Here is an 18,995-nt window from a genome sequence, read left to right on the forward strand (position 1 = left end):
CCCCGGCCGCCCCGGAGCGGCCCTCGGCCTGGCGCGACCGCGCCCGAGGGCTGCGCACCCCGCTGCGCCCCGGGCCCGGGGCCTGGCGCACGAGCCTGCGGTGAAACCGCCCGCGACGGCACCACCCGCGACGGCACCCGAGGCACCACCCGGGCACCACTCGTGGTGACACCTGTGGTGGCACCCGGGGCACCACCCGTGGTGACACCTGTGGTGACACCGCCACTACTTAGACTCCAAGGGGAGCGGTCGGCGCATCCGCCCCACACCACAGCAGAAGGATCTCCACCGTGCGTAAAGTTCTGATCGCCAACCGCGGCGAGATCGCCGTGCGCATCGCCCGCGCCTGCCGCGACGCCGGGCTGGACAGCGTCGCCGTCTACGCCGAGCCCGACCTGGACGCGCTGCACGTCAAGGTCGCCGACGAGGCCTACTCCCTGGGCGGGTCGACCCCGGCCGACTCCTACCTCGACATCGGCAAGCTCCTGCGGATCGCCGCCGAGTCGGGCGCCGACGCCGTGCACCCCGGCTACGGTTTCCTGGCCGAGAACGCCGACTTCGCCCAGGCCGTCATCGACGCCGGGCTCACCTGGATCGGGCCGCCCCCCGCCGCGATCACCGCCCTGGGCGACAAGGTGCAGGCCCGCCACATCGCCCAGAAGGTCGGCGCGCCGCTGGTCGCGGGCACCCCGGACCCGGTGGACTCGGCCGAGGAGGTCGTGGCGTTCGCCGAGGAGCACGGGCTGCCCATCGCGATCAAGGCCGCGTTCGGCGGCGGCGGGCGCGGGCTCAAGGTCGCCCACACGCTGGAGGAGGTCGCCGACGCCTACGAGTCGGCGGTGCGCGAGGCCGTCACCGCGTTCGGGCGCGGCGAGTGCTTCGTGGAGCGGTACCTGGACAAGCCCCGGCACGTGGAGACCCAGTGCCTGGCCGACACCCACGGCAACGTCGTGGTGGTGTCCACGCGCGACTGCTCGCTCCAGCGCCGCCACCAGAAGCTGGTGGAGGAGGCCCCGGCGCCGTTCCTGTCCGCCGACCAGATGGACCGGCTGTACTCGGCGTCCAAGGCCATCCTCAAGGAGGCGGGCTATGTGGGCGCGGGGACGTGCGAGTTCCTGGTGGGCGTGGACGGCACCATCTCCTTCCTGGAGGTCAACACCCGCCTCCAAGTCGAGCACCCGGTGACCGAGGAGGTCACCGGCATCGACCTGGTGCGGGAGATGTTCCGCGTCGCCGACGGCGAGGAGCTGGGGTACGGGGACCCGGAGGTGCGCGGGCACTCGTTCGAGTTCCGGATCAACGCCGAGGACGCGGGGCGGGGCTTCATGCCCGCGCCGGGGACCATCACCGAGTTCGCCCTGCCGGGCGGGCCGGGGGTGCGGGTGGACACCGGCTGCGAGGCGGGGTTCACGGTGCCGCAGGCGTTCGACTCCATGGTCGCCAAGCTGATCGTGACCGGTCGTACGCGTGTCGAGGCGTTGCAGCGGGCGCGGCGGGCGCTGGCGGAGTTCGTCGTGGGCGGGATGCCGACGGTGATCCCCTTCCACCGGGCGGTGGTGGAGGATGCGGCGTTCGCCCCGGCGGATCCGGCCAAGCCGTTCGGCGTGTACACGCGGTGGATCGAGACCGAGTTCGACAACCGGATCGAGCCCTGGGGGGGGACGCCGGGCGAGGCCGGGGCGACCGAGCGCGAGACCGTGACCGTGGAGGTCGGCGGCAAGCGCATCGACGTGGTGCTGCCCGCGGCGCTGAACGTGGGGGCGGCTCCGGCCCCCGCGGCGGCGGGCGGCAAGAAGAAGCGCGCCGCCCGCGCTGGCGCCGGCGCGGCGGCCGCTTCGGGTGACGCGCTGGTCTCGCCCATGCAGGGCACCGTGGTCAAGGTCGTGGCCGCCGAGGGCCAGGAGGTGGCCGAGGGCGACACGGTCGTGGTGATCGAGGCGATGAAGATGGAGCAGCCGCTGGCCGCGCACCGGGCCGGGGTGGTGACCGGGTTGAAGGTGGGCGCGGGCGAGGCCGTGGGCAACGGCGCGGTCATCTGTGAGATCAAGGACGCCTAGCGCCCGAACACGCAGGAGGGGGAGGCGCCGGCGGCGCCTCCCCCTCGCCGTGTCAGCGGTCGTGCTTGCGCGACAGACCGGTGAGGTCCAGGTCCAGCTCGCAGGGCACGGAGACCCGGAGCCGCCCCCGGTGGATGCCGCTGTTCACGTACACCCCGTTCACCGGGTCGAGTTCGTAGACATTGACCACCACGTCGCCGTCCTCGCGGTCGACCAGCCAGAAGTGCGGGATGCCCGCCTTGGCGTAGAGCTGCGGCTTGCGCTCCAGGTCGCGCGGCCGCGACTCCGGCGAGATCACCTCGACGGCCAGCTTCACGTCCTCGGGCGCCACCCAGGTGACCTCCAGGTCGTCCGGGTCCTCGGTGTCGACGAGCATGAGGTCGGGTTCGGGTCGCTGTCGCTTCCCCAGCACGACCGACATCTCCCTCTCCACGATCAGGTCGTCAGGGACCTGGTCGAGCATCTGGAGTTCGAGCAGGCGGATCATGCGCATGTGGAAACGTTTCTGGGGGCTCACCAGGACCAGGCTTCCGTCGATGAGTTCGGTGTGCGGCGGAAGATCCGGGATGCGGTCCAGGTCCTCGGCGGTGAACCCGTCCCCGGGGGGAAGCGGGACCGTCACATCGGGACCGAACTCCCTGACCGACGGTTCGGCCACGGTGGGTGCGGACATGTCGTCTCCGATCATCGGATCGTTCTCGTCGCTCACGGTAGCCATACCCATCACCTCGCTGGGGTGCTTTCCGCAAATCATGCCATCGACACTCCCGACTCCCGGAGGGTGGTTCTCGCCGTGTCAGCGGTCGTGCTTGAGCGACAGACCGGTGAGGTCCGGGTCCAGCTCGCAGGGCATCGCGCTTCCCCCCGCCGCAGGGGGTTCCCACCTACCCGGGGCCTCGGCCCCAGCCCCCTCCCGGGCCCTCGCCACAGCCGGAGGGCCCCGGACAGGGTGCCTTCGCCACTCACAGCGTTGACAGGACGTGCGTGGGGGGAGGGTGATTCTCGCCGCACTCGGGGGGTGGGAGGGCCGATGGGGGCGACGATCCGGTCATGGGACGTAAGAAACCTCTGTCTCAGCCTATGGAAATGGTAGGAAAAGACGTATATCGTTCTCGCTTGTGACGAACATCTGGGGACTGACCCGCCGCTGGCACATCGACCTGTGCCGTCGCGGTTGTCAGGCGTGTAGCTAGGTCCACGCGCGCCCGTCAGGGCAGACGCGCCGCACACCCTTCCCCTGTCCGCTCCTGCGGCACCCGCACACCCGCTCGTCACCTCTCTCCGGTGACACCCGCACCCATTCCCCGAGCCGGAGATCCCGCACGCCCCACGGCCGATCGCCGTGGCGTGCCCGTGCTCCGGTTGCACTCACCGCTTGGAGTCACTTCCGTGTCCGCACAGACCGACCAGGTCAAGCCGCAGCGCCGCCTGCGGCTCCCCTCGTTCGGCGTCCAGGTCCTCCTGGGCCTCGTCCTCGGCCTCGTCCTGGGCTTCGCCGCCCTCCAAATCGGCCCCGTGGGCGAGGAGGCCGAGCCGAACTGGCTGGCCACCACCCTCCAGACCATCGGCAGCACGTTCGTGTCGCTGCTGCGCACGGTCGTCCCGCCGCTGATCATCCTCGCCGTCATCTCCTCCATCGCCAACCTGCGCAACGTCACCAACGCCGCGCGGCTGGCCTGGAAGACCCTGCTGTGGTTCGCCATCACCGCCCTGGTGTCGGTGGCCATCGCCATCGGCCTGGGCCTGCTCATCCGCCCCGGCGTGAACAGCGCGGTCGACCCCGCGAACGTCTCCGACCCCTACACCACGGGTTCGTGGCTGGCGTTCATCGAGAGCCTGGTGCCCGCCAACTTCCTGGGACTGGCCGCCAGCACCTCGGGTTCGGTCACCACCGCCGAGGACGGCTCCCTGGGCCTGGACGCCAGCACCTCGCTGGGCTTCAACGTCCTACAGCTGATCGTCATCGCGATCGTCCTGGGCATCGCCGCCGTCAAGACCGGCAAGGCCGCCGAGCCGTTCATCGCGTTCACCGACTCGGCCCTCCAGGTCGTCCTCAAGGCCCTGTGGTGGATCATCCGCCTGGCCCCCATCGGCACCGTCGGCCTGCTCGGCAACGCGGTCTACAGCTACGGCTGGACCACCATCGGCGCCCTGGGCAAGTACACGCTGACCATCTACATCGGCCTGGCCCTGGTGCTGTTCGTCGTCTACCCGGTGGCCGCCCGCCTCAACGGCCTGTCCCCGGTCAAGTACTTCACCGGCGCCTGGCCCGCGATCCAGCTGGCCTTCGTGTCGCGTTCCTCGATGGGCACCATGCCGGTCACCCAGCGGGTCACCGAGCAGAACCTGGGCGTGCCGCGCTACTACTCCGCGTTCGCGGTGCCGTTCGGCGCGACCACCAAGATGGACGGCTGCGCCGCGATCTACCCGGCGATCTCGGCGATCTTCATCGCCCAGTTCTTCCCGGACATCTCCCTGGGCATCACCGACTACCTGCTCATCGTGTTCGTGTCGGTCATCGGCTCGGCCGCCACCGCCGGCACCACCGGCGCGACGGTCATGCTGACCCTGACCCTGTCCACCCTGGGCCTGCCCCTGGAGGGCGTCGGCCTGCTGCTGGCCGTCGACCCGATCCTGGACATGGGCCGCACCGCGGTGAACGTGGCCGGCCAGGCCCTCATCCCGGCGATCGTCGCCAAGCGCGAGGGGATCCTGGACCTGGACCGCTACAACGCGCCGCGCGACGCCTCCGGGTTCGTCCCGCTGGACGCGCCCGCCGCGGAGGACGTGGACGCCGAGGCCGAAGAGGAAGTGGCCAAGGTGCCCGCGGGGACCGCGAAGGAATAGTCCCTTGACTGCCGAAACGGCCCGCCGGTGATCCGGCGGGCCGTTTCGTGTTCCCGGAGACGACCGTCACGATGGGAACCCCGGGGGCCCTCCATTCGTCCCTGGAGTGTGAGGGAAGCGAGAGGAACGACATGTTGCGCCGCTTGGTAACACCCACTGTGCTGACCGCCGGAATCGCGGCCGCGCTGGTGAGCGCCGCGGTGGTGCCCGCGGCCGCCGACACCGTGCAGCCCCCCGAGAGCAACGCCATCACCCAGGAGCTGGAGAACGACGGCGTCTTCGTCGACCCGGCCGTCGGTGACGCCTTCCCGGCCGGGGAGGAGAGCGCCCTGGAGGCCGCCGCGGCCGGTGCCGACGTCCCCGTCTACTACGTGGTCCTGCCGACCGGCGCGGTCGGCTCGGAGTCCTCGCTCGAAGCTCTGATGGACCCGGTCATGGCCGACGTGGGCGACGGCGTGTACGCCGTCCTGCGCGGCTCCGACCACTTCCACGTGCTGTCGCCGAACGTCGAGGACACCGCGGCCATCCGCGAGGTCGCCCTGCGCGAGGGCGGCGGCAACCAGGTCGACACCATGACGGCCGTGCCGCAGGCGACCGAGCAGGTCGAGGCCACCGCCGCGGCCGGGGCCACCTCGCTGTGGGTCCTGCTCGTCATCGCGATCCTGGTCGCGGGCGGCATCTTCCTGTTCGTCCGCAACAGCCGCCGCAGGCGCGAGGAGCTCAAGGCCAAGCAGCTGGCCGAGATCAAGCAGATGGCCACCGAGGACGTCGTGCGCCTGGGCGAGGACGTCGCGCGGCTGGAGATCGACCTGTCCGCGGTCGACGACGACACCCGCACCGACTACTCGCGCGCCATGGACGCCTACGACCAGGCCAAGACCCGGCTGGACACCATCCGCGAGCCGGAGGAGATCCGCCAGGTCACCAACTCCCTGGAGGACGGCCGCTACTACATGACGGCCACCCGCGCCCGGCTCAGCGGGACGCCGGTGCCGGACCGGCGCGGGCCCTGCTTCTTCAACCCGCAGCACGGTCCGTCCACGGAGGACGTCACCTGGGCGCCGCCCGGCGGCTCGCCGCGTTCGGTCACGGCCTGCGCGTCCTGTGCCCAGGCGGTCAAGAGCGGCATGAACCCCAACGACGTGCGCATGGTCGAGGTCGACGGCCGCCGTGTCCCGTACTACGACGCGGGCCCGGCCTACTCGCCCTACGCGGGCGGCTACTTCGGCATGGACATGATGATGGGCATGTTCACCGGCATGATGATGGGCTCGATGATGGGGTCCATGATGGGCATGGGAATGGGGATGGGCATGGGCGACGCCACCGGCGACGTCGGCGCCGAGGGGGACTTCGGCGGCGGCGGGGACTTCGGCGGGGGCGGCGACTTCGGGGGCGACTTCGGCGGCTTCGACTTCTGACCCACCGGCACACGAGGGGCCCCGGGCGTGTGCCCGGGGCCCCTCCGCGTGTTCAGGGGCCGCCCGCGTCCAGGTCCTCGACCCAGGCGGCGACGCGGTCGGCGGTGGCCACCGGGTCGGTGCCGGTGGTGTCCACGAGGGTGAGCGGGGGGTCGAGCCGGTCGGCCTCGCCGCTCACCCAGGCGGCGAACTCCAGGGTCTCGGCGATGCGCTCCTCGTCCCACTGCCGCCAGGCGGGCCGGGCCCGCAGCCGCTCGGCCAGCACCCCCGGTTCGCAGGTGAGCGCCAGGTAGTGGACGCCGTCGAACAGCGCCCGCTCGGGCAGCGGCTCGAACTCCGGGGGGACCACCGTCCCGCACAGCACGACCGGCCGCCCGCTCTGCTGCACCATGGCGGCGGTGCGCAGCCAGGTGGAGCGGAACAGGCGGTGGTGGTCGGCCGGGTCGCGCAGGCCGCCCACCCACAGCAGGTCCTGTTCGAGCACGACGAACCGGTCCCGCAGGCGCTCCAGCAGCAGCCCGGCGATGGTGGACTTGCCGGTGCCGCTGGGCCCGGAGACGCAGTAGAGCGGAAGCCGCAGGAAGGGGCGGGTGCGGCCGCAGGAGCGGCACAGCAGCACGGAGACCCCCGACGAGGTGTCGGGGGCCGGGTCCCACTCCCCGCAGTGAGTACAGATCAGCGGGTGCACGTGGTCGTGTCCCTAGTCGAAGAGTTCCTCAAGGAAGCTCTTGCGGCGCCGCCGGTAGGGGCGCGGCGAGTCGCTGTAGCCGCGCGGGGAGTCCGGGTAGCCGCCGCGGTAGCCGCGCGGCGAGTCGGGGTACCCGGCGGGGGCCGGGTAGCCCTGCTGCGGGTAGCCCTGCCGGGGCTGGCTTTGGGGGACGTAGCCGCCGGTGGGCGGCGGCGCCTGGGGGTCGGGCGGCGGGGTCGCGCCGTAGTGGCGCTGCTCGGCGTCGACGATGCGTTCGAGCTCGCCGCGGTCCAGGAAGATGCCCTGGCACCCGTCACACCGCTCGATGTGCACGCCGTGCCGGTCGAACGTGCGCATGTTGCTCTGGCATTTGGGACAGATCACGACAGGACGCTACTCTCATCGGCGTTAAGGAAACGTAAAACGGCCCGGCTCGCAGGGGAACCGGGCCGTTGGTGTGGAGCTTACTCGGGTGAGGCCAGCATCAGGGAGCGGGCCGCCTCGGTGACGCTGCCCGACAGGGACGGGTACACCGCGAAGGTGTGCGCGAGGTCGTCCACGGTCAGCCGCTGCTGGACCGCCACCGACACCGCCAGGATCAGCTCGCTGGCGCGCGGGCCGACGATGACGCCACCCAGCACGATGCCGGTGTGCTGGCGGCAGATGAGCTTGACGAAGCCGTCCTTGACCTCGTTCATCTTGGCGCGCGGGTTGGTGTTGAGCGGCAGCGTGACGGACCGGCCGTCGATGCGGCCGCTGCGCACGTCGTCCTCGCTGGCGCCGACGGCGGCCAGCTCGGGGTGGGTGAACACGGTGGAGGCCACCGTGGACAGCTTCAGCGGGGCGACGGCCTCGCCCAGGGCGTGCCACATGGCGATGCGGCCCTGCATGGCGGCCACGGACGCGAGCATGTTGACGCCGGTGCAGTCGCCGGCCGCGTACACGCCCGGGACGGTGGTGCGCGAGACCCGGTCGACGTCGACGAAACCGCCCTGGCCCAGGCGCACCCCGGCCTCCTCCAGGCCGAGCCCGTCGGTGTTGGGGATCATGCCGACGGTCATCAGACAGTGGGAGCCCTCGACGGTGCGCCCGTCGGAGAGGGTGACCAGCACCCCGTCGTCGGTGCGCACGACCGACTCGGCGCGGGTGCGGTTGAGGATGGTCATGCCGCGGCGCAGGAAGACCTCCTCCAGCACGCGGGCGGCGTCGGGGTCCTGGGTGGGCATGACGTGCTCGCGCGAGGAGACCAGGGTCACGTTCGAGCCGAGGGACTGGTAGGCGCTGGCGAACTCGGCGCCGGTCACACCGGAGCCGACGACGATGAGCTTCTCGGGCAGCTCGTCGAGGTCGTAGAGCTGGCGCCAGGTGAGGATGCGCTCGCCGTCGGGGCGGGCCGAGGGCAGCTCGCGCGGGTGGGCGCCGGTGGCGACCAGGACGACGTCGGCGCGGATGCGGGTGTCGCCGACGGCGACGATGCGCGGGTCGACGAGGCGGGCCTCGCCGTTGACCACCTCGATGCCCTCCTTGACCAGGCGGGCGCGGGTGTCGTCGGACTGGGCCTGGGCCAGGGCCAGGATCCGGTTGTTGACCGTGGGCATGTCGACGTGCACGGAGGACTTGCCGTCGAGCTGGTCGTCGACCTGGATGCCCAGGGTCTCGGACTCGCGCACGTAGGTGGTGCGGGTGGAGGTGGCGATCAGGCTCTTGGAGGGAACGCAGTCGGTGAGGACGCAGGCACCGCCGATACCGTCGCGGTCCACCACCGTCACGTCCGCGCCGAGCTGCGCGGCGACCAGTGCCGCCTCGTAGCCCCCGGGACCGCCCCCGATGATCACGACCTTCGTCACTCTGCTTCACTCCCTCTGCGTCCGGACCGTCGCCCCGCCCGCCCCGGTCGGGGGCGCTGTGAGGGCATGACGGAGCGGCACGTGGTTCTCTCGCCTTACCCCTATTGTCGGCCATGCCGACCGGCGGATTCCGCACCCGCCCCGGTGCGGGGGGTCGGGCATTCCCCTTACCGCCCCCGTAGCGTTGCGTTCCGGAATCATCCGGCTACACGGCGGTAGCATCCGCTGTGTGAGTGAAACAGAGCAGCCACCGACGACCACCGCTCAGGCCCGGGAGCTGGCGGCCGATGCGGCGCACGAACTCCTGACGCGGGCCGGCGCCGACGGCTTCGACGCCCTGGTGGTGCTCGGTTCGGGCTGGACGGAGGCGGTGGACACGCTCGGCTCCCCCGACATCGAGTTCGAGGCCGGGGAGCTGCCGGGCTTCCTCCCACCGACCGCCGAGGGACACGGCACCACCGTCCGCAGCATGTGGGTGGGCGACAAACGAGTGGTGGTGTTCACAGGGCGCCTGCACCTGTACGAGGGCCACGACCCGATGCGGGTGGTGCACGCCGTGCGCACCGGGATCGCCGCCGGGGCGCGGCTGGCCGTGCTGACCGGGTCGGCGGGGTCCCTGCGGGTGGACATCGCGCCGGGGCAGCCGGTGGTGCTGAGCGACCACATCAACCTGACCACGCGCTCGCCGCTGGTGGGCCCGACGTTCGTGGACCTGTCGGCGGTGTACAGCCCGCGGCTGCGCCGGCTGATCCACGAGGTGGACGCCTCGCTGGCGGAGGGCGTGTACGTCGCCACCCCGGGTCCGCAGTTGCAGACCCCGACGGAGGCCAAGGTGCTGCGCCAGGCGGGGGCGGACGTGGCGGGGCGGTCGATCCCGCTGGAGGCGATCGCCGCCGTGGAGATGGGCGCCGAGGTGCTGGGGCTGTCGATCGTGAGCAACGACGCCCTGGGCGCGGTGCTGGACCCGTTCCAGGAGGAGCGGGCGATGGAGATCGTCCGGCAGCGGGCGCGGCGGCTGGGCGAGCTGCTCAACCGGACGCTGGTCCGGGCCTGAGGCGGACCCGGGGAGCGAAAGAACGAAGAGCGGGGCCCGGCACAGCCGGGCCCCGCAGCGCGGTCCGGACGCGTCGCGCGGGACCCCCGCAGGTCCCATGGGTGCGCGACGCGACCCGGACGCGTCGTTCCGAGGCCGCCTCCGGACGGGTCCGTCCGGTACCGGCGTGGCGAGCGTACACCCCGAGGCCTTGGGGTGGACGGTACCGGCCGTGCTCCGTCCGGAGGCGATGAACCTCGCTCCGGTGTCCCGCCCGTGCAGGATCCCCGCAGACCCCGTTGGACTCACGGGCGGTGGGACACCGGTCTTACTCTTCCCGTTGTTCGTCAGAACAGCGTGATGCCCGGGAGAAGGTCCGGACGGGCGGCCATCCGCGCGAAGCCCACCCGCCCGGAACACTCTCCATTAGGCATGCCTTACCTAACCAGAGCCGACCGGGTTCCGTCAACCCCGCGCACCGGCAAAGAAACGGACCCGGCCCCCGCGGCGGCGGGAGACCGGGTCCGGAACCGGGAGAAGAGGCTCAGGCCAGCAGGAACGCCGCCACGACCAGGACCAGGACGGCACCGGCGATGACGACCACCTCGACCGACACCATCGTCTGGGGGCGCTCCTCGGCGCCCAGCGCGGCGGGCCCGGCCTCGTCGATGTCGCGGATCGGGCCGGACAGCGGGCGCGCCTTGTGGCGTTCGGCGTCCTGGCGCAGCTGGAGGGCGGCACGGTCCATCGGGCGCATCTCCCGCGGGTCCTCCTCGGCGGGCCCGTCCATGAACCCGCCCTCGCGGCGCATGTTGTCGCGGACCCGGCTCCGCTTGGTCTCGCGCAGCGGCCAGGAGCGCACGATCCCGTCGGTGGTGTGCACCCGCAGCACGTCGACCACGTCCACCCACCGCACCGCCGCCCAGGGGACGAACGTCTCCCGCAACGGGTTGATCACCCGCAGGCCCCGCTCGGTGACCACGATGCGCGGGCGCAGCCACACCAGGTACACCAGCGCGACGCTGGCCACCAGGACCGCGCCGTACAGCCGGACGTCCGCCGCCTGGCCGCGGGCGAACAGGTCGACCAGCAGCAGCGCGGCGATGACGGCCCAGCCCACGGCCAGGATGCGGGAGGTGAGGGAGTAGTGCACCGTCGGGTTGGCACCCGCGGCCGGTCTGCTCATCGGTCGGCCGCCCACTTGAGCTGCGCGAACCCGGGCTTGATGACGCCGTTGATGAGCGCCAGCCGCTCGTCGAACGGCAGGAACGCCGACTTCATGGCGTTGACCGTGAACCACTGGACGTCGTCCCAGCCGTACCCGAACGCCGCGGAGAGCCGCGCGAACTCCTCCGACAGGGTGGTGCCGCTCTGCAACCGGTTGTCGGTGTTGACCGTCACCCGGAAGCGCAGGTCGCGCAGCAGCCCGATGGGGTGCTCCGCGATGGAGGGCGCCGCCCCGGTCTGCACGTTGGAGCTGGGGCACATCTCCAGGGGGACGCGCTTGTCGCGCACGTACTGGGCCAGCCGGCCCAGGCGCGGGGCGCCGCCGTCGGAGACGGTGATGTCGTCGATGATGCGCACGCCGTGGCCGAGCCGGTCGCAGCCGCACCACTGGAGCGCCTCCCAGATCGACGGGAGCCCGAACGCCTCGCCCGCGTGGATCGTGAAGTGGAAGTTCTCCCGGCGCAGGTACTCGAACGCGTCCAGGTGCCGGGTCGGCGGGTTGCCCGCCTCGGCCCCGGCGATGTCGAACCCCGACACCCCGGCGTCGCGGTAGCGGACCGCCAGCTCGGCGATCTCCGAGGAGCGCGCGGCGTGGCGCATGGCGGTGACCAGCTGCCCGGTGCGGATGCTCCGCCCGGCGTCGGCGGCCCGCTTCTCGCCCAGCTCCAGCCCCTCCTGGACGGCCTCGACGACCTCCTCCAGGGTGAGCCCGCGCTCCAGGTGCTGCTCGGGGGCGTAGCGCTGCTCGGCGTAGACCACACCGTCGGCGGCCAGGTCCTCGGCGGCCTCGGCGGCGACCCGCACCAGGGCGTCGCGGGTCTGCATGACCGCGGTGGTGTGCGCGAAGGTCTCCAGGTAGCGCTCCAGCGAACCGGAGTCGGAGGCCTCGCGGAACCAACGGCCCAGCTCCACCGGGTCGTAGGTGGGCAGGTCCTTGTATCCGACCTCCCGGGCCAGCTCGACCACGGTGGCGGGCCGCAGCCCGCCGTCGAGGTGGTCGTGCAGGAGCACCTTGGGGGCCCGCCGGATCTGTTCGACTGTGAGTGGCTGGTTCATGCATTCAGAATGCCACCGGCGCCGCACCCGACCCGCCGCCACGGCGCGAAGTTACCGAGAACCCGGCAGATCCGTGACCGCCGGGCGTTCCGCGTCCCCCGTTCCCCGGGGTCAGAGGGGGTGCGAGGGGTTCAAAAAGAGACCGCCTCCTCGGCGGCGGGGACGCGGTCGCGGCCGTCGGTGTCCAGGGCGGTGAAGGCGGTGGTCACCATGAACCGGGTGCCGACGCCGATGACGCGCTCGTCCACGTCGAAGGTCCCGCGGTGCAGGTCCAGCATGGGCCCGTCCCAGTCCGGCGAGTGGGTGCCCAGCCGGGCCAGGGCGCCGGGCACGTGCTCCAGGTACCAGGCGAAGTCCTCCCCGCCCAGGCTCTGCGGGGTGGGCGAGGCCGCGTCCGGGCCCAGGGCCAGGGCGGTGGCCGCGCGCATGACGTCCACACTGGACGCCTCGTTGATGGTGGGCGGGACGCCGCGTTTGTAGGTGACCTCGGCGTCGGCCCCGTAGGCGGAGGCCACCGACTCCACCAGCCCCTTGATGATGTCGGGGGCGGCGTGCCAGGCCTCGTCGTCCAGGCAGCGCACGGTGCCCTCGGCGACCGCGTCGTCGGGGATGACGTTGGGTGCGGACCCGGCGCTGATGCGCCCCCACACCAGGCTGAACCCGGCGCGCGGGTCGATGCGGCGCGACAGCGCGGCGGGCAGCTCGGTGACGACCTTGCCCATCGCGTACACCAGGTCGGCGGTCAGGTGGGGGCGGGCGGTGTGCCCGCCCGGCCCGGACAGCCGGACCATCAGCTGGTCGCAGGCGGCGGTGATGCCGCCGGTGCGCAGGCCCACCCGGCCGACCATGAGGCGGGGGTCGCAGTGCAGCGCGAAGATCCGGTCGACGCCCTTGAGCGCATCGGCGTTGATCACCTCGACGGCGCCGCCGGGCAGTTCCTCGGCCGGCTGGAAGATCAGCCGGACCCGGCCGGGCAGGGCGCCCGCCCGGTCCTGCTGGGCGAGGAAGACCCCGGCGGCCAGCAGGACCGTGGTGTGGACGTCGTGGCCGCAGGCGTGCGCGGCCCCCGGGACGGTGGAGCGGTAGGGGACGTTCTTCTCGTCGGTGAGGGGCAGGGCGTCGATGTCGGCCCGCAGCGCGACGGTGGGCCCGGGGCCCGAGCCGATGTCGCAGATCAGCCCGGTGCCGCCGGGGAGCACTTGAGGATGCAGCCCGACGCCGCGCAGGCGTTCGACGATCCGTCCCGTGGTGCGATGTTCGGCGAAGGCGAGTTCGGGGTGCATGTGCAGGTCACGGCGGAAGCCGATGAAGTCCCGCTCACGGCGCGCCAGAAAAGCGGTCAACTGTTCCGGCAGGTCTCGTCCCTGCATGCGAGGGCCCTCTCTACGCTTTCGCCCATGTCTTACCGAGCGCCGGCGCCGTCGCCGGCACCGACTCCTGCACGGGTGGGACCGTCGTCGAGCTCGGCCGCGAGCATGTCCACGACGTCGTCGAGGGTGCCGCCCTCGGCGATGACCGCGCGCTGCCGCTCGTAGGAGGCGCCCTTGTCCAGGATCTCGGAGATCAGGTCCAGGTCCTCGGCGCAGCCCAGGCGGGTCGCGACCGGCTTCAGCTCGCGGACCAGCTCGTAGAGGTCGTCACGGATCGGGACGGTGGTCCCTCGGCCGTCCGTGATGACGCGAGCGTCGAGCCCGTAGCGGGTGGCCCGCCACTTGTTGTCCCTCACCAGCCAGGATGGCGGGCTGGGCAGCCGGTACCCGCGGTCGAGCTGGTGATCGAACAACTCCACCAGGCTCTGGGAGAGCGCGGCGGCCATTCCCACCTCGCGCAGTGTGGGAATCCCGTCGAACATCCGGATCTCGATGGTCCCGAAATCCGGGTGCGGACGAATGTCCCACCACACTTCTTTGATGGAAGCGATGGTACCCGCCCGGAGAAGCGTTTCGAGGTATTCCTCGAAAGCCGACCAGTTCGGGAGGTTCGGCGGCGGCCCGGAGGTGGGCAGCGCGCCGAAGATCACGGAACGGGCGGAGGCCAGACCGGTATCGTGACCCGACCAGAATGGGCTGGAAGCACTCAAAGCGAGGAAATGCGGGAGATACCTCGCGAGCGCGTTCACGATCGGAATGGCCTTGTCCTGGTGGCGCACACCGACGTGCACGTGGACGCCGCAGGTGAGGATGCGCCGGGCCACCCATTGCATCTGGTCGACGAGTTCGCGGTAGCGGGTGCCGGGGCTGAAGTCCTGGTCCCGCCAGTCGTCGATGGGGTGGGTGCCCGAACAGGTGAGCGTGGTGCCCCAGGGGGCGAGCACCTGCCGCATGCGGGAGATGTTGCGGGCCAGGTCGTCCTTGGCCTGGTCGACCGTCTCGCAGATCCCGGTGACGACCTCCACCTGGGACTGCATCAGCTCGTGGCGCAGCGGGGGTGCGGTGGCCGTGGAGCTGAGTTCGGGGAGTTCGGAGAGAAGCTTCTGCGCCTCCTGCCGCAGGTGGCGGTTGCGGCGGTCGACGAGCTGGAGTTCCCACTCCACACCGATCGTCGCGCGTTCGGACGACTTGAATGCGGTTCCCATCTGCCCTCCGAGGGGGGTGTCTGCCGAACTTTTCGTTCGGCGAACCGGTCGCGCCCCGGCGGGGCTCTCGGCCGGGACACGGGAGGACTACCCCCTCGGAACCTCGAACATACGGGCACGGGGGACCTTCACCGTCATTTTCCGCTAACAGAGTGTCACACTAGGCAACAGGACGTTTCCGGCGCCGCAACAGCCACGCCACGAGCCCGCCCGTTCCCACCGCCCCCGCCGCCGAGAGGCCCACCGCGAGGCCGCGCTGGGCCCGCCGGTGCTCGGCCAGCTCCTGCGGGTCCGCCCGCAGGACGGGGGCGGGCCGGGTCCAGTCGATGCCGTGCTCCTCCGGCAGCGGCAGCGAACCGGTGTAGGGCGGCGGCACCGGCAGCCAGGTCGCCGTCCAGGCGCCGCTGAACATGACCAGGCGCATCACCAGGTTGATCCACACCAGCAGGCCGACCAGCACCGCGAACGACGCGTACACCGGGTTGCTCAGCGTCCCGGCCAGCAGCAGGGCCGCGGCGGCCTTGAGGATCTCGAACCCCACCGCGCCCAGCAGGGCGCCCCGCCACATCATGCGGGTGGGCCGCCCGCTGCCGGACAGCAGCGCGAACACCAGCATGAAGATGAGCGTGTTCGCGCCGATGGCGATGGCCAGGGCCAGCAACCGCAGCGCGATGTTCGCCACGATCGAGCCGTCCAGGCCCACCAGGGACAGCAGCCACTGCGTGGCCGTCTGGGCGACACCGGTGAGGGAGACCGACAGCAGCAGGGCCAGGCCCAGGCCGATCATCACCAGCAGGTCGGCGGCCTTGCTGACGAAGAAGTTGGGGCCCTCCTTGGGGTTCTTGAGCCAGATCGAGTGCAGGGCCTCGCGCAGCGCCGACACCGAGTTCAGGCCCGCGTAGAGCAGGCCCACCAGACCGAACAGCCCGGCGCCCACCCGGGCGTCGGCGATCTCCTCGATGGGCAGCTGCTGCGACAGGCCGGGCAGCACACCGTCCAGCGCCTGCTCCAGCTGGTCGCCCAGCTCGATCTGGAGCGTGGCCAGCACGAACCCGACCGCGGCGAACGCCAGCGCGAGCAGCGGGAAGAACGACAGGAACGCGAAGTAGGTGACCGCGCCCGCCAGCTGGTTGCCGTTGCGGTCGGCGTAGCGCTCGTAGGCCCGCACCAGGTGGTCCACACCCGGCCGCCGGCGGCGCAGCGCCCAGTAGGAGTCCATGGCCGTGTTCCGGTAGTGCCGGACCGTTTCCCTCGCCCTGTCCAGCACCGCCGCCACCGCGCCCTCCCCCACCTCTACGACCCGCAACGCTAGTGACCTACCCGCTCTGTTGCGAAGGTCCCACTCCGGACACTCCCGGACTTGGGCAGACTTGAAGGGACACAGGGATACAGGGACAAGGGACACAGGGACAGCGGTCGACCGGGGGAAGGGTGAGGGCGTGGGGGGCGCGGGGGCGCGGTGGAGGGCCGCGTTGGGAATGCGGTCGGCGGGGCCGCGGGGGGGATGGCCGACGGCGGCGCCCGACGCCGACGAGCTGGCCAAGGGCTTCGACGCCCTGTTCGGGGAGCCGCCCGCGGGGGTGTGGCACGCTCCCGGCCGGATCGCGCTGCTGGGCGAGCACACCGCCCCCTCGGGCGGGGTGGGGCTGTACGCGGCGCTGCCCTGGGGGGTGACGGTCGCGGTGGGCACCGTGCCCGGCGACGCGCGGGTGCGGACGGCGTCGCTCAGCGGCCCGCTGCGCGCCCGCGGCCCCGAGGGCCGGGCGGTGTCCGGGGCCGTGGCCGCGGCGCGCCGCACGGGCCTGTTGGAGGCCGGGACGGGGCTGCGCGTCATGCTCGGCTCCGACCTGCCGGGCGACGCCTCCCTGGGGTACTCCGGGGCGGTGGGCGCGGCGGTGGCGCTGGCCCTGGCCGACCTGGGCGGGGGCACGCACCCGGAGGGCGACACCGTGGACCAGCGGGTGTCCCTGGCCGCCCGCCCCGGCTGCGCCGTCCGGGTCAACCTGCGCACCCGCGGCACCACCGTGCTGCCCTTCGACCCGGCCGCCGAGGACCTGTGCCTGCTGGTGGTGGACACCGGGGCGCTGCCCCGCCGCGACCCCCGGCCCGGACACGCCGCCGACCTGGAGCGCGCCGAGAAGGCGCTGGGCCCGCTGCGGTCGGTCCGCGACCTGCCCGCCGCGCTGTCCCGGCTGCCCTCCCCCGCCCAGCGCCGGCGGGTGGAGTACGCGGTGACGGAGGTGCACCGGCTGAACGCGGTGGTGGGCCTGCTGCGCGCGGAGCGGTTCGGGGAGGTGGGCGTGGTCCTCACGGCGTCGCACCTGTCGCTGCGCCGGTTCGGTCTGCCGCTGCCCGAGGTGGAGCTGGCGGTGGAGGCCGCCGGGCGGGCGGGGGCGCGCGGGGTGCGGATGAGCGGCTGGGCGGGCACCGCGCTGGCGCTGGCCGCCGACGACCGGGTGGCGGGCATCGGGGCCGCGCTGGAGAGGGCGTTCGCCGAGCGGGGGCTGGCGCCGCCGCGGGTGCGCTCGGCGCTCCCGGCGGCGGGGGCGCACAGACTGCGCTGAGGTCAGATCAGGGATATCCCCTGCCCACCCGTCGCCCACCACCACCCTCAACGGACGGCCTCCGGCCGCAGCCCTTAATGGTCGGATCGGGGGCGATTCACCGAACCCCGCTACTCTTTCTGCGATCCCACAGAGTGGAGGCCGTGATCACGGACCTTCCGCATCGCGGAGCAGATAGGCGGTTCGATGGCAGACCGACGACACCGGGGAGGTTCCGACCCGACCGGTGAGCACGACAGACAGGGCGTCTTCCGGCGCAAGGGCTCCGGTGACGGGCCCGACGCGTTCGAGAAGCTGTACCGGTCCAAGGAGTCGGAGCAGCGGGTCGTCGGCGAGACCCGGCGGATGCCCGCCGCCGAGGACGTCCCCCCGCTGCGCTCCGAGCGCCCGCGGCGGCGCACCCACCACTCCGGCCGCGAGTACGACGGCACCGGCCGCACCCGCAAGCGCCGCCAGAAGACGGCCCGCAGGGCCCGCAAGGTGACCGTGGTGACCCTGGTGGTCCTGCTGGCCGCGGTGCTGGTGCTGCCCACCTGGTTCTACCTGTGGGCCAACGCGCGCCTACAGCGGGTGGACGCCCTCCAGGACTACGAGGGCCGCCCCGGCCGCCAGGACGGCGAGGTGTACATGATCGTGGGCTCCGACAGCCGCGACGGCCTGGACGACGACCAGATCCGGGAGCTGGCCACCGGCCGCGCCGAGGGCCGCCGCACGGACACCATCATGCTGCTGTACATCCCCGATACCGACGACGCCGAGCCCACCATCGTCAGCGTCCCCCGCGACTCCTACGTGCCGCTGGCCGTACCCGGCTACGCGCCCAACAAGATCAACACCGCCTTCGCCGACGCCGTCTGCGGCACGAACGACGAGGGCGAGGAGGTCTGCGGCGGCCCGGCACCGCTGGTGCAGACCTTCGAGCAGGCCTCGGGCGTGCGGGTGGACCACTACGTCGAGATCGGCATGGGCGGGTTCGTCGGCCTGGTCGACGCCGTCGGCGGCGTGGAGCTGTGCCCGGAGGAGGCGATGGCGGACCCCAAGGCGGGCCTGGACATCGAGGCGGGCTGCCAGACGATGGACGGCGGCACCGCGCTCGGGTACGTGCGCACCCGCGCCACCCCGCGCGCCGACCTGGACCGGATCGCCCGCCAGCGCGAGTTCTTCTCCGCGCTGGTGCAGGAGGCCAGCGCCCCGGGCACCCTGTTCAACCCGTTCAAGTCGGTGCCGCTGGTGCTGGAGGGCACGGACATGTTCGTGGTCGACGAGGGCGACAGGTTGCGCCACCTGGCGACGATGCTGCTGGCCATGCGCGGCGGCACGCAGACGACCGCGATCCCGGTGGGCGCCACCCCGACGCTGCCCGACGTGGGCTCGGTGGTCCAGTGGGACGAGGCGCGCTCGGAGGAGATGTTCGCGGCGATGCGCGAGGGGGAGCCGATCCCCGAGAGCGTCCTGGACTGACCTCCCCCTCTCCCCGCACATCCCGGGCGGGGAAAGGCGAAGGGCCCGGTGCCGAAGCACCGGGCCCTTCTTCGTGACGTTCCGTACTGTGCGCGCCTACCCCCCAGCGGGCGCACGGCCGGCACGTCGGCTCGTGGGGCCTGAGCGGTGAAACCCGCTCTGGCCTGCCGGTTCTCACCGGTGTGACTCCACTGTAAGTCAAAGTTCGCACAAGGTGCG

16 protein-coding genes are annotated in these 18,995 nt (G+C 72.2%); 7 read left to right on the plus strand and 9 right to left on the minus strand.

Translation table 11 applies throughout. The features are described 5' to 3' along the window. Together ACJOT3_RS18620 and ACJOT3_RS18625 are read left to right on the plus strand one after the other, a co-directional pair. A partial coding sequence (locus ACJOT3_RS18620; RefSeq protein WP_406974132.1) for an acyl-CoA carboxylase epsilon subunit occupies positions 1–104 on the plus strand: 104 nt, incomplete at its 5' end. A gap of 186 nt (positions 105–290) precedes the next feature. Continuing rightward, complete coding sequence (locus ACJOT3_RS18625) at positions 291–2,057, plus strand: acetyl/propionyl/methylcrotonyl-CoA carboxylase subunit alpha (RefSeq protein ID WP_406974118.1); 1,767 nt, start codon at positions 291–293, stop codon at positions 2,055–2,057. Between the two features lie 52 nt (positions 2,058–2,109). Here the strand turns inward: ACJOT3_RS18625 and ACJOT3_RS18630 are convergent, their stop codons facing one another. Beyond that, the gene (locus ACJOT3_RS18630; protein ID WP_406974119.1) at positions 2,110–2,775 is read right to left on the minus strand and encodes a Uma2 family endonuclease; all 666 of its coding nucleotides are present in this window, start codon (positions 2,773–2,775) and stop codon (positions 2,110–2,112) included. Positions 2,776–3,446: 671 nt separating this feature from the next. Between ACJOT3_RS18630 and ACJOT3_RS18635 the strand changes: the two genes are divergently transcribed. Both ACJOT3_RS18635 and ACJOT3_RS18640 read left to right on the plus strand, forming a co-directional pair. After that, positions 3,447–4,904 carry a dicarboxylate/amino acid:cation symporter gene (locus ACJOT3_RS18635; protein WP_406974120.1) on the plus strand — a complete coding sequence of 486 codons (1,458 nt, stop codon included), beginning with the start codon at positions 3,447–3,449 and terminating at the stop codon, positions 4,902–4,904. A 158-nt stretch (positions 4,905–5,062) separates the two neighbouring features. Beyond that, positions 5,063–6,325, plus strand: coding sequence for a chemotaxis protein CheA (locus ACJOT3_RS18640; RefSeq protein ID WP_406974133.1), 1,263 nt, complete (start codon positions 5,063–5,065; stop codon positions 6,323–6,325). Positions 6,326–6,377: 52 nt separating this feature from the next. Here ACJOT3_RS18640 and ACJOT3_RS18645 read toward each other — a convergent pair whose 3' ends face one another. The 3 genes from ACJOT3_RS18645 to ACJOT3_RS18655 all read right to left on the minus strand — a co-directional run bounded on the left by ACJOT3_RS18645 (position 6,378) and on the right by ACJOT3_RS18655 (position 8,860). Further along, positions 6,378–7,013 carry an AAA family ATPase gene (locus ACJOT3_RS18645; protein ID WP_406974121.1) on the minus strand — a complete coding sequence of 212 codons (636 nt, stop codon included), beginning with the start codon at positions 7,011–7,013 and terminating at the stop codon, positions 6,378–6,380. 12 nt (positions 7,014–7,025) lie between these two features. Then, positions 7,026–7,397 (minus strand): TFIIB-type zinc ribbon-containing protein, encoded by a 372-nt coding sequence (locus ACJOT3_RS18650; protein ID WP_406974122.1) that lies wholly within the window; start codon positions 7,395–7,397, stop codon positions 7,026–7,028. An 80-nt stretch (positions 7,398–7,477) separates the two neighbouring features. Next, a complete protein-coding gene (locus ACJOT3_RS18655; RefSeq protein ID WP_406974123.1) occupies positions 7,478–8,860 on the minus strand; it encodes an NAD(P)H-quinone dehydrogenase in 1,383 nt (460 codons plus the stop codon). Between the two features lie 229 nt (positions 8,861–9,089). Between ACJOT3_RS18655 and ACJOT3_RS18660 the strand changes: the two genes are divergently transcribed. After that, positions 9,090–9,914, plus strand: coding sequence for a purine-nucleoside phosphorylase (locus tag ACJOT3_RS18660; protein WP_406974124.1), 825 nt, complete (start codon positions 9,090–9,092; stop codon positions 9,912–9,914). Between the two features lie 523 nt (positions 9,915–10,437). On the opposite strand, the gene ACJOT3_RS18665 is transcribed toward ACJOT3_RS18660, so the two are convergent. From ACJOT3_RS18665 to ACJOT3_RS18685, 5 genes are all read right to left on the minus strand, one after another. After that, positions 10,438–11,079, minus strand: coding sequence for a PH domain-containing protein (locus tag ACJOT3_RS18665; protein ID WP_406974125.1), 642 nt, complete (start codon positions 11,077–11,079; stop codon positions 10,438–10,440). Beyond that, positions 11,076–12,176: an adenosine deaminase gene (locus ACJOT3_RS18670; protein WP_406974126.1), complete on the minus strand. Its 1,101-nt coding sequence runs from the start codon at positions 12,174–12,176 to the stop codon at positions 11,076–11,078. Before ACJOT3_RS18670 ends, ACJOT3_RS18665 begins: the two co-directional genes overlap by 4 nt. 131 nt (positions 12,177–12,307) lie before the next feature. After that, positions 12,308–13,546 (minus strand): M20 family metallopeptidase, encoded by a 1,239-nt coding sequence (locus ACJOT3_RS18675; protein ID WP_406974127.1) that lies wholly within the window; start codon positions 13,544–13,546, stop codon positions 12,308–12,310. A gap of 32 nt (positions 13,547–13,578) precedes the next feature. Beyond that, positions 13,579–14,751: a glutamate--cysteine ligase gene (locus tag ACJOT3_RS18680; RefSeq protein WP_406974128.1), complete on the minus strand. Its 1,173-nt coding sequence runs from the start codon at positions 14,749–14,751 to the stop codon at positions 13,579–13,581. A 160-nt stretch (positions 14,752–14,911) separates the two neighbouring features. Next, complete coding sequence (locus ACJOT3_RS18685; RefSeq protein ID WP_406974129.1) at positions 14,912–16,057, minus strand: YihY/virulence factor BrkB family protein; 1,146 nt, start codon at positions 16,055–16,057, stop codon at positions 14,912–14,914. Positions 16,058–16,190: 133 nt separating this feature from the next. Here ACJOT3_RS18685 and ACJOT3_RS18690 point away from each other — a divergent pair, with 133 nt between their 5' ends. After that, a complete protein-coding gene (locus ACJOT3_RS18690; protein WP_406974130.1) occupies positions 16,191–17,315 on the plus strand; it encodes a galactokinase family protein in 1,125 nt (374 codons plus the stop codon). Positions 17,316–17,501: 186 nt separating this feature from the next. Then, complete coding sequence (locus ACJOT3_RS18695) at positions 17,502–18,776, plus strand: LCP family protein (protein ID WP_406974131.1); 1,275 nt, start codon at positions 17,502–17,504, stop codon at positions 18,774–18,776. The last annotated feature ends 219 nt before the right edge of the window (positions 18,777–18,995 follow it).

The sequence above is a fragment of the Nocardiopsis protaetiae genome, from assembly GCF_045446735.1.
GTDB lineage: Bacteria > Actinomycetota > Actinomycetes > Streptosporangiales > Streptosporangiaceae > Nocardiopsis > Nocardiopsis protaetiae.